Below are 6,956 nucleotides of genomic sequence, written 5' to 3' on the forward strand. Positions count from 1 at the left end.
CAGCACGAAGATAGTCGATATGACTGTCACAGAAACCTTTGAGTTACTCAGCTACGTCGTCACGGTCATTGGTTTGCCCATGGCGATCTGTATTTTCATTTATGAGCAACGCAAAGAACGTGACAACGAAGAGGAAGAAGCGTATCAACTGCTCGCAGATGCCTACAACGACTTTCTGCGACTGGTGATTGCCAATCCCGATCTGAAACTCCGATCCCAGACTGCCTGTGGTGAACTGACCGAAGAACAACAGGAACGTCAGCAAGTCATCTTCGAGATGCTGATTTCGTTGTTCGAGCGGGCTTACCTGACTGCTTATGAGGAACGAATGAACCTCAAGCAGCAGCGCCGCTGGCATTCCTGGGACGATTTTATGCGAGAATGGTGCCGTCGAGACGACTTCCGTGCGTGTCTGCCCAGACTGCTGCACGGCGAAGACCCCGATTTCGCAGACTACATCCGGAAGTTAGCGGAGGAAGAGAGCCGTTCTGTCCACTGATCGGCATTCGGGAACAGATTCACCCTGCGTGCCGCAGGTTTCGGCACGATTGTGACGAACACCTCTGATCAACCCTGCCTACTCTGAGTCAGAACGGCTGATCCTGCTTCGTCGTGATTCCTGGCCGGGGCAGATCACGAACCGGCCCCGCCCCGGTGGGAAAACGAAAGAGCCGCCAGAAGGTGCGACACAACTTCAGGCGGCCCGTCCTCATTCGAAGCGATTGCGATTGTTTCACGGCGAATGAGGTACAGGATTATCGTCATTATTGTTGTTATTGTTCAGGGCAATCACGAGAGCGGCGATCGCAATCCCCGCGACGATGATCCCCGCAGCACACAACAAGACTCCTGTACCATCATCACAACAGGTTCCGCACTGGCCACGGGCCCCGTTCTCACCCAGAACGAGCAGGCCTTGCGTGCGGGAAGAGGGTGGTGCCGCTTTCTCAGTCCAGAAGCGATAACTCCCCTGAGTGGCACCGCAACTCACCTGATAGACACCTGATTTGACATTCTTGATTGCGAACCGGCCTTCGCTGTCCGTCACGGATTGGCCGATCACGGCCGAACCCCGCTTGACGACGACTTTCTGACCTTCCACCGGAGTTCCGCTCTGATCAACGGCCCGACCGTTGAAGACATTACCCTGCCCGAGCGTGACATCAAGAGTGGCATTTTCTGCCACAATCTTCACTGCTGGCTTCGCGGGGACCCGTTGTTCTGCCAGCAGACGAGTTTGAGGAAAAACCACTCCTGTCGCGGCCAGAGTGACAAAAGCATACTTAATGAAGGCCAATCCCTTGCTCATGTCCGGGCTCCTAATGTTTGTCTTAAGAACGTTTGGTCACCGCCCAATCGGACGGTTCCAGGGTCATGCTCTGCAGGTACTAAGCCGTAGAAAAAATGCCCCTCATGAGTAAAAATCGGAATTCTGCCCCTCGAACTTCTGTGAAAAACCCGAAAATTTCGAAAATTCTTCGTAATCGACAAAGTTTAACATCGCAAAAACTGCCGAAATGCGAATACGCAGCCGGTTCGCATTCAGAAAGGGCGATACGAAAACCTTGAACAGAGCGATCGCCGAGGTAGTGGTTCCTTACGAGGAACGAGAGGGGTGACGGGCGAAGAGAGAAATCCACGAAAAAGGAGCGAGACACCGACGGCCCCTGGAGAATCCAGGCTGCGAGTCGGGAACCAATTTTCGTCCTGAGAGTGGCCAAGGTCCGTTCGGGGACGATCGGCATTGCGACAACAAGGTCGCTACCCTGCGTCAGGCAAAGGCCCGGCGAGTAGCGCAGCAGAGATCATGAGTCAAAACAAACGCAAAGCGTCCCCAAGCCACCTCGTCATTCGAGATCGCTTGGGGACGGCAAGTGAAAAAAGGCGAGACTACCGGACCGGTGCGGTCACCAGTTGGTCGAGGATCTTTGCATAATCACCGACGCCATGGCCATTGCCGGTGATTCGGACCGATCCCGAATTCAGCCCCTGTCGCCATGTCGTACGTCCCTGAACCAGATCAGCAAACGTGTTGATGTCCAGATGACAGGTCGCGGCACGGTCGGCGTGAATACCCAGTTCGACCGAGATCAGTTCATGACCACGTGCGATCAGTTGCCATTGCCCGCCACCGTGTCCGGCGATGTCCAGTCCAAGCACTCGCTCTTCAGCTTCGGTCTGGAGGGGAACGCCGGCCTGATCGATCAGCGGTTTCAAATGCGTGGCCGCATCGAATTCCGGTTCGATTGGCTTCTTACTCGGGGTGGGGAAGCCGTTCTCGATGGCGATTCGAGACAACTTCATCAGCAATTGCCGATCGACGTGCGGACAGGGCAGTTGAGGCATCGCCAGATCCGTGTTCGTTGTGTCGAACTCGGGATCCATTTTCCAGTACGAGTTGTAGACGCGAATGTGTTCGTAGAACAGCATTTCCGACTCAGACGCATCGTCAGGACGTTCGCCCGCCCCATAGAACGACGCGCCGTAAAATCCGGTCGCCTGTTCCAGTACGTCACGAATGAGTCGTACAGTAACGGGATGCTTGGGCGTTAAGTGATAGGTCTTTCCGTGCCAGCGAGCGTGTGTGATGACGTGCGCCATGACGGCAGAGACCCAGTCCACCGGCACCAGGTGCTTGGTTTCATTCCCTGTCAATGTCAGACGAACTTGGTCCCCCCCCACGAGGCCGGTTTCGTTCGGAGAGTAGGCACGGACAATCGTGTGGACCAGCTGCAAGGCTGCGTAGTAACCGTGGTAGGTTGTCGTCTGTCCGGTCTGGGAATCACCGATAATGATTCCCGGTCGAAACACGGTCGGTTCATCCAGGAAGTCCGCTTGCCGAACAAGCGTTTCCGATTGAAGTTTGCTGCATTCGTAATCGTTTGAAAACTGCTGCCCGACGTTCAGTTCCGTTTCCAGAACCTTCCCCTGCCTCAGCCCCGCGACGTACGCGGTTGAGACATGGTGGAATTTACGAATTCCCGCATTGCGGCAGAATTCGAGGACGTTGTGAGTCCCTTCGATATTGGACTTCCAGGGCTCGCCCTCTTTACTGGTCGAGTGAAATGTCAGACTCGCCGCATTGTGAATCACTGCGGTGCAGTGTTCTGCCGCCCAGCGCACATCGACTGCATCCATCCCCAGATCGGGCTGGGAGATATCCCCCTCAATCACGACAGGTCGCGAGAGTGGCTTCCCCAGCTCTGCATCCCAGGCACAAAGGGCAGTTTCGATACGCTGGCGTGCGGTCTGCTTTCGATTGGGTCGAACCACCACCGCTACAGGAACGTCACGAAGAAGCAAGTCGCGAAGCAAATAGTTACCGAGCAGCCCGGTCGCCCCGGTTAACAGGTGATAACTCATAAAGTGCGGTTCCACGGAGAATTCAAATGTCCTGCATTGGGCCGTGCGGGACCAGGATCGTGATTCAAAAGCCAGAACTGATGTTCGTCGGTGCTTCGAGTTCCACGAAATCGTGGGCTGCCTCGCGAACTGGCTAGCGTCGCATATCCTGTGCGACAACGTTCTCCAGCGGACGCTCCTGTCCATCGATCGGGGACACGGCCATGTCACCCAATCTGTCCGTCAGAGTCTAGCTCGTCCTCCAAGGCTATTTCAATCGTCTGCGCGCCGACCAAAACCGCACGCATCCTCCCTCCGCTGAAAAAGTTTCACCACAAGGACCATTGAGAACAGTGAGTGCAACCGCTTCGGTGAGACAATCCGGCAGCCGTAACTGCCGATGCGACTGGGATTTGCCGCAAAACGCAACGCACAGTCTCGCAAATCGCTTCTTCAGCTGAAGTTTTCCCTTCAGTGAAATCCCCTGATTTTTTCCTCCATGGCCTCGACAATACTTACGGGAGTGTAATTTTCCTTCCGAAAGCAGACTGTACGCGGCCATGGGAACACCGGCTGCGATATTGTATGGAGAGTTGCTCAAGAAATTGCCAAGCCGAAGCGGGGAAACCTTCTCCTGAAAGGCATTTCTGCCGAGGCCTCACCTGTGAGCGTGAACGAGGTGCGGGCCTGCTAACGCTCCTATTGATTGCCTTCTCGGAGGGGTCTCTGGAATCGGCGGGCATCATTCCACTTGGGAAGGAGAGGGACTGCTCCGACTATGCCGTGGACGATATCCATAGAGACGCCCATTCCGACCATGAGAGGGGACCGCCTGTTCATTGAAGTCGAGAATCCTTTTCAACAGGTCAGACCATTCCCTCATCGCAGCGATTGAACGAGAGAGAGCTCTCGAAAAAGTCCACTTGGACAACGCATTCATGATGACCTCCCGCAGTACCTTCGATTCGGAACGACTGGCGATGACGTTGGTGTCACCTGCCTGAACTCATGCTAGGACAGCGGGATAAGGCCATCGTGAAGCGACTTTAAATTCCCCTTTATTCTTCACCCTTTGAACAATTCCTCTCACGTCGACCGGTCTGTCATGGTGGAAGATGAACTCGGAAGGTACTCCCCTTCCCCGGTTGACTTTCGCATTCCAGCCGCGCGTTGAGGGATCCTGCAAGTCGCTGGGCGAGAGCCAGTCCGAGCCCCTCTCCCCGTTCTCCAGAATGGCGTGCCGCTCGCGTTCGATAGAACGGATCAAAGATGGCCGAAAGATCCTCGGTCGCAATTCCCTGGCCACGGTCAGCAACTTCCAGCACACACTCAGAACCGCTGCGAAATCCATTCACACGAATCTCTGAGCCCGGTGGACTGTACTTCATCGCATTAGTCATCAGGATCTCCAGAATCTGCTCCAGCAGATCCGGCCGGGTCTCACAAATCAGGGGTGATTCGCAATTCGCCTGAATATCCGTCCGACGCACATGGCAGGACCATTTCGTCAGATCCTGATGGAGCCACTCGCACAAGTCGACCTCCTGCGTGGGGGTCAGCATCGATTCCTCATCAGGACGAGCCAAACACAGTAACGTTTCCACGGTTCGGTTCAGCCTGAGAACCTCTTCTTGAACGATCGACAGCGTCTGGCGATACTCTTCACTTGAGCGTGTTCGACGCAAGGCTAACTCTGCATGCCCCTGAAGGATTGTCAGGGGGGTCCGCAGCTGATGCGCCGCATCACCCGCGAACTGCCGTTGCCGTTCGTAGGCCAGAAAGATGGTATCCAGCAATTCATTAAACGACTGCCCCAATTCCTGCAGTTCGTCATTGGTTTCGGCCACCGTCAGTCGTGCCTGCGTGTCGTCGCTGCGGATCTGGCGAAGGTCCTGCGCCATCTTTCGAACAGGATCAATCGCCCGTCCCACAAACCAGCGTCCGAGCACAGCGGCAACCAGCCAGCAGAGGATGGGAAGGACAACCAGCACCAGTGCGAGCAGCCGCAGAAGTCCCCACAATCGGGCAAAGTCACGTGCGACGACGATCGTGACATGACTTTGTTCAAGTGGCGTCCTCTCAACAAGCGGCTTTGGATTCGGCGCACTCAAGTCCTGCTGCAGGAATTTCCAGTTCGCTCTGTCTCCGGTTGATGTCGACTGCCGGGCCATCAGCCAGGCGGCATCGCTCGGAGTCAAATTGCGTGACTGGTCGAGAACTCGCCCGTCGTCCCCGACAACAATCCAGCGAATTTCGTCACCACCCCGGTCCGCTCCTAACATGACCGTATGATCTGACGGTTCCCACTTCACATCGTCATCTTCGACCTCAACAGCCGCTACGAGGGTCTGCAGGGCTGTTTCCAGTTGCTCGTCGAATCGTTCGGTGAGATATCCCCGCGCCGCACCGTAAATCAAGAGCGAGTTTCCGAGCAGAATCATGGCGAGAGCAGCGAGAAAGAAGAACGAAACCCGGCTGACCAGTTTCATGGGTACGACTCGCTGTTTGAGGAATGTTCGAGAAAATAGCCCATTCCCCGGCGAGTCTGGATTACCCGAGGGCCGTACGCCTCAAGCTTCTGCCGTAGCTCTTTGACGTGAACTTCCAGCGTATTCGATAATCCGTCGAAGTTTTCGTCCCACACCGATTCGTAGATGCGAGTCCGAGTCAGCACCTTTCGCGGATTTCGCAGAAAGAAACTGAGCAGGGCCAGTTCTTTCGTGGTCAGATTCAGCGCATGCCCGTCACGAGAAGCGCGCTGAGTGGCCAGGTCGATCCGGATATCCTCGAACTCCATGGTTAAACTGTCGGACTGATCGTGACGGCGAAGCAGCGCCCGCACGCGTGCCAGCAGTTCTTCAAACGCAAATGGCTTCGTCAGGTAGTCGTCCGCACCGGCATCCAGGCCGGTGACACGTTCCGAAATCGCATCGCGCGCCGTAAGGAACAACACAGGCGTCGACCGATTCTTCTGACGAAATCGCCGCAGAACCTGGACCCCGTCCTCGACCGGTAACCACCAGTCGAGCAGCACGAGATCCCACGTGTCCCCCTGAAGCCGGTCCCATGCGGCCCGACCATCTTCCGCATGCTCAACAGAGTACCCCTCTTCGGTCAGCCCCCGAACCAGAAAGTCGGCGATTCGCCGTTCATCTTCGACCACCAGGATGCGACTGCTCATGCCGGGTTCCCACAGGACACAAAAATTCCACATCCCATCTTAGGGTCCGTTGGGGTCTGCGTGACGGCTTCAACAGAAAGATAAAGACGAATTTAGAATTCGCTCAGCTTCACCTTATGAGCCACTTCTAGGATGCCCCTGCAATGAACGGTTTTGCCCCGGCAAGTCTCTGACAAATGAAAGTGAATTCCATGATGACCCTGCAATCCTGCTTTCTGAACGTGTCATCCACCCTGCGCGACATCCTGTTCTCTCGTCCCGACGGCGAGTGGACGATGCATGACACGCTGCGAATGCATCATCCCCTGGCGTCCGAGACTTCACGCCACACAACACGGGTCAGTCTGTGCGGCTATGACTCGGAATATGATTTCGAACAGCAGTGGAGCAACTGGGACCAATCCCGCTCCTCAAGGGGATTGAACGCACTGGT

The 6,956-nt window shown here is 55.6% G+C and carries 6 protein-coding genes; 2 read left to right on the top strand and 4 right to left on the bottom strand.

The window, feature by feature from the left end:
* The first annotated feature begins 19 nt into the window (after positions 1-19).
* Positions 20-499, top strand: a complete 480-nt coding sequence (locus VGE80_RS21300; protein ID WP_373653466.1) for a hypothetical protein — start codon at positions 20-22, stop codon at positions 497-499.
* 234 nt (positions 500-733) lie between these two features.
* Here the strand turns inward: VGE80_RS21300 and VGE80_RS21305 are convergent, their stop codons facing one another.
* From VGE80_RS21305 to VGE80_RS21320, 4 genes are all read right to left on the bottom strand, one after another.
* A complete protein-coding gene (locus VGE80_RS21305) occupies positions 734-1,309 on the bottom strand; it encodes a carboxypeptidase-like regulatory domain-containing protein (RefSeq protein ID WP_373653467.1) in 576 nt (191 codons plus the stop codon).
* A 581-nt stretch (positions 1,310-1,890) separates the two neighbouring features.
* Positions 1,891-3,363 carry an SDR family oxidoreductase gene (locus VGE80_RS21310; protein WP_397568918.1) on the bottom strand — a complete coding sequence of 491 codons (1,473 nt, stop codon included), beginning with the start codon at positions 3,361-3,363 and terminating at the stop codon, positions 1,891-1,893.
* A gap of 1,082 nt (positions 3,364-4,445) precedes the next feature.
* Positions 4,446-5,831, bottom strand: coding sequence for a HAMP domain-containing sensor histidine kinase (locus tag VGE80_RS21315; protein ID WP_440594042.1), 1,386 nt, complete (start codon positions 5,829-5,831; stop codon positions 4,446-4,448).
* Complete coding sequence (locus tag VGE80_RS21320; protein ID WP_397568916.1) at positions 5,828-6,523, bottom strand: response regulator transcription factor; 696 nt, start codon at positions 6,521-6,523, stop codon at positions 5,828-5,830. Before VGE80_RS21320 ends, VGE80_RS21315 begins: the two co-directional genes overlap by 4 nt.
* A 191-nt stretch (positions 6,524-6,714) precedes the next feature.
* Here VGE80_RS21320 and VGE80_RS21325 point away from each other — a divergent pair.
* Positions 6,715-6,956: hypothetical protein (locus VGE80_RS21325; RefSeq protein ID WP_440594043.1), on the top strand; the 242-nt coding region annotated here is incomplete at its 3' end.

It is taken from the genome of Schlesneria sp., from assembly GCF_036405755.1.
In the GTDB taxonomy this organism is placed as follows: Bacteria; Planctomycetota; Planctomycetia; order Planctomycetales; family Planctomycetaceae; genus Schlesneria; species Schlesneria sphaerica.